This is a genomic window from Vibrio fujianensis (genome assembly GCF_002749895.1).
Classification (GTDB): Bacteria; Pseudomonadota; Gammaproteobacteria; order Enterobacterales; family Vibrionaceae; genus Vibrio; species Vibrio fujianensis.
Map to the genome: position 1 here is coordinate 228007 of NZ_NBUS01000054.1, position 3529 is coordinate 231535.

Consider the following 3529-nt stretch of genomic DNA (forward strand, 5'->3'; position numbering starts at 1 on the left):
TGGATCTCGGTGTTGTTGACGGCTATCGAAGCTGGAATGGATATCGCGGCGGGATTGCATAACAAATTGGCGGATATTCCTGAATTGGTAAGTGCGGCTGAGAAAAAAGGCACTCGGTTATCGGATGTGCGTTATCCGACTCAGGTTTACCCCGTTGCAAATGGTAAAAAACGTCAAGGTAAGCGCGTGTTGACGGTGGGAACCGATTGCTCTGTGGGTAAAATGTATACGGCTTTAGCGTTAGAAAAAGAGATGAAAGCTCGTGGTATGGAGGCGGATTTTCGTGCGACGGGGCAAACGGGCATTCTTATTACCGGTGGGGGTGTGAGTGTGGACTGCGTGGTCGCCGATTTTATTGCAGGTGCTATTGAGACCATTACGCCGGAGTCGACAGAAGAGCATTGGGATGTGGTTGAAGGTCAAGGATCTATCTTCCACGCCTCTTATGCTGGCGTGACAACCGGCCTTATTCATGGTTCACAACCCGATGCCTTAGTGCTTTGCCATGAGCCAACCCGTACGCATATGCGAGGCCTTCCTGAGTATCTTCTTCCTGATCTAAAACAATGTATGGAAGCGAATTTAGCCACCGCTCGTGTGACAAATCCGGCGGTAAAATTTGTGGGGGTTTCTATTAATACATCTGCAATGCAAGAAGAGGAAGCCTTGGCCTATATGGACAAAGTGGAATCGGAGCTTGGGCTACCGGTTGTGGATCCTTTTCGTCAAGGAGTCGCTCGGGTTGTTGATAAGTTAGCGGAGGTCTAATGGAGGTTTATCTGCATACCCACAGTTGGCCGATCCAAGGCAGTTTTACCATTGCCCGTGGCAGTAAAACCTGCGTCAATACGATAATGGTTGAAATGAAAAGTCAAGGAGGAGTGGGGCGTGGTGAATGCGTTCCCTATGGTCGGTATGGTGAATCTATAGAGAGCGTATTAGCGCAAATCGCGTCGGTAATTCCAGAGATAAAAGCAGGGTTAACACGGGGTCAGTTGCAGGAGAGGCTGCCCTCGGGGGCCGCGCGTAACGCGATTGACTGTGCGATGTGGGACTTAGAGTGTAAGTTATCGAATCGGTCGATTTGGGATATAACGGGTATTCAAGCGAGTCCATTAACAACCGCTTATACCTTGTCGCTTGATACACCGTTAAACATGGAACAGGCAGCGAAAGATAATGCACATCGCCCCCTGTTAAAATTGAAACTGGGTGGTCCGGAAGATCTTGCCCGAGTGCAAGCCGTTCGCCGTGGAGCGCCGAGTGCGAGGATCGTGCTTGATGCTAACGAAGCTTGGACGTCTGACATTTATTTAGCCTTGATCCCTGAGTTGGAAACATTGGGGGTTGCGATGATTGAGCAGCCGTTTCCTGCTCATCAAGATCAAATACTTGCGCATTTACCACGTCCTATTCCTCTCTGTGCGGATGAATCTTGTCATGATCGAGCGAGTTTACCCGACATTATCGGACGGTACGACATGATCAATATTAAGACGGATAAAACAGGTGGATTAACCGAAGCGCAGGCTTTAAAAGCGGAAGCAAGCGCCGCCGGTTTAAGTGTCATGATTGGCTGTATGCTTTCCTCTTCATTGAGTATGGCCCCTGCATTTGTTGTGGCGCAAGGGGTGGATATGGTGGATTTAGATGGGCCTCTGCTGCTGGCTCAAGATATTGAATCTGGTTTTGAATTTGAGCGCAATGTGATGTTGCCTTTCAAGTCTGAATTATGGGGTTAAAGGAAAAGTGATGGAACGGATAGTTTATTTAAATGGTGAGTACGTGAAAGAGTCGGCGGCAACCATTTCAGTGTTTGATCGCGGCTTTTTATTTGCAGATGCCGTCTATGAAGTCACCGCGGTGTTAAAGGGAAAATTGATCGATCACTCTGGGCACTTAGCCAGACTCGAACGTTCTGCCAGAGAGCTTGGGATAAGGCTGCCAGTGACAGGAGACGAGTTAACGAAAATTCAGCGTACACTGATTGAAAAAAATGGCTTGGTCGAAGGGGGCGTTTATCTTCAGTTAACGCGTGGCTCAGAAGGTGATCGAGATTTCTCTTATAGTGAAGAGATTCAGCCGACTCTTGTGTTATTCACACAAGCACGCCAGTTGATTGAAAGTCCGAAAGTTAAAACGGGTATTGAAGTGATTTCTATCGACGATATCCGCTGGCGTCGTCGTGACATTAAAACCACCAGTTTACTCCCCGCTTGCATGGCAAAGCATGCTGCACATTTGGCAGGTGCTGAAGATGTATGGATGATCGAAGAGGGGTTTGTGACCGAAGGGGGATCGAGTAACGCTTACATTGTTACTAAAGAAGGAACCTTGGTCACGCGTCCTCTGAGTCATAATATTCTTCATGGAATAACACGAGCTTCACTCATGGCTCTCGTCAAAGAATATTCGATGTTGGTTGAAGAACGGTTTTTCACTATCGAAGAAGCGTATGCCGCCCAAGAAGCTTTTATCAGTTCGGCTACCACGTTCATTTGGCCCGTGGTAGCGATTGATGGTAAGCCGATTGGTGAGGGTAAACCCGGTGAGATTTCACTGATATTACGCGACATCTATATCAAGACTGCTCTTGAGTTCGCTCAATAAATTTATGAGCTATGCTCTTTCGTGATTTCACCCAGCTTTGCGCTGGGTGCGTTGCGTCGAGTTTAATATTGGCATGGCGAAGCTGAATCAAGGTTTGTTTCCCAACATGGATTTCTTCAATTATTTCAGATCAGCAACAGTTAAATAAACTGGCCGAAATGCTATTGTTTGTCATTAGATTTATAGCCTTTTCTACACATTGACCAAAGCGCATAGTAGGCTATCCAATTGGAACAACTCATCAGGAATTAGCAGAGCTAACTTGCTGTCAGATGTGGTGAAAAACACGGTGATGATTGCCAAAACAGTCGAAAAAATCCGCTGAGCTGTAGTGTGAATCGCATGTAGAAACTGACTTAGCACTACGTTTAGTGGTCAGTCAGATTCAAAATAGAAGCGAATAAAAAGGCACAAAACACCAATGAAATCCTGATCATCATTGAGAAAAATTGCCATGGTTAAACAGCTTCGCGATTACATTCATGCTTGCTTGTTAACTTAATTCTTATTCGCTATCAGCTGGCGGATCTCATTCAGTCCACCTGCATTATGGATACGAGTAAAACCTTGTTTAATCAATTGTTGTTTAGCGATATTAGAACGGTTGCCTGTTCGGCAATAGAGTATGATTGGTTGATCTTTGGTAAATTGTATTCGGCCAGAACTAATAATTTCATTTAGTGGGATATTCAGCGCTGACTCTAGATGTTCTTGTTTAAATTCCTGCTCGGTGCGAACATCAATCAATACAGCACCTTCGGTAATCATCAACCAAGCTATTTCCGCGCGAGGTGAGGAAAATGCTGTTGTTGGCAGCAAGATTAAGCTTAAGATAGGGCCAATCCAAGCCAATAAATAATTTCGCATGTTTATCCTTAATCGTTAGCAATCCATAAAGAAAAATAAATAAAATGGGGTT

The 3529-nt window shown here is 45.6% G+C and carries 4 protein-coding genes and 1 pseudogene; 3 read left to right on the forward strand and 2 right to left on the reverse strand.

The window, feature by feature from the left end; all coding sequences use genetic code 11:
* From B7C60_RS14150 to B7C60_RS14160, 3 genes are all read left to right on the forward strand, one after another.
* Window positions 1-768 (forward strand): N-acetyltransferase DgcN family protein (locus tag B7C60_RS14150; RefSeq protein ID WP_245869486.1); only part of this gene is annotated, 768 nt, incomplete at its 5' end.
* Window positions 768-1742, forward strand: a complete 975-nt coding sequence (gene dgcA, locus B7C60_RS14155) for an N-acetyl-D-Glu racemase DgcA (protein ID WP_099612219.1) — start codon at window positions 768-770, stop codon at window positions 1740-1742. The genes B7C60_RS14150 and dgcA, both read left to right, overlap by 1 nt.
* Before the next feature lie 10 nt (window positions 1743-1752).
* On the forward strand, window positions 1753-2610 hold the full coding sequence (locus B7C60_RS14160; protein ID WP_099612220.1) for a D-amino-acid transaminase: 858 nt from the start codon (window positions 1753-1755) through the stop codon (window positions 2608-2610).
* 228 nt (window positions 2611-2838) lie between these two features.
* On the opposite strand, the pseudogene B7C60_RS19465 reads toward B7C60_RS14160, so the two are convergent.
* Together B7C60_RS19465 and B7C60_RS14170 are read right to left on the reverse strand one after the other, a co-directional pair.
* A pseudogene (locus B7C60_RS19465) lies at window positions 2839-3085 on the reverse strand (Na+/H+ antiporter NhaC family protein); the annotation flags it as partial.
* Between the two features lie 23 nt (window positions 3086-3108).
* Entirely contained in the window at window positions 3109-3477 is a 369-nt protein-coding gene (locus tag B7C60_RS14170) for a rhodanese-like domain-containing protein (RefSeq protein ID WP_099612221.1), read from the reverse strand.
* Window positions 3478-3529: the final 52 nt, after the last annotated feature.

Coding starts and splice junctions, on each gene's coding strand:
- dgcA (WP_099612219.1), top strand. CDS start 768: ATGGAGGTTTATCTGCATACCCACAGTTGGCCGATCCAAGGCAGTTTT.
- B7C60_RS14170 (WP_099612221.1), bottom strand. CDS start 3,477: ATGCGAAATTATTTATTGGCTTGGATTGGCCCTATCTTAAGCTTAATC.
- B7C60_RS14160 (WP_099612220.1), top strand. CDS start 1,753: ATGGAACGGATAGTTTATTTAAATGGTGAGTACGTGAAAGAGTCGGCG.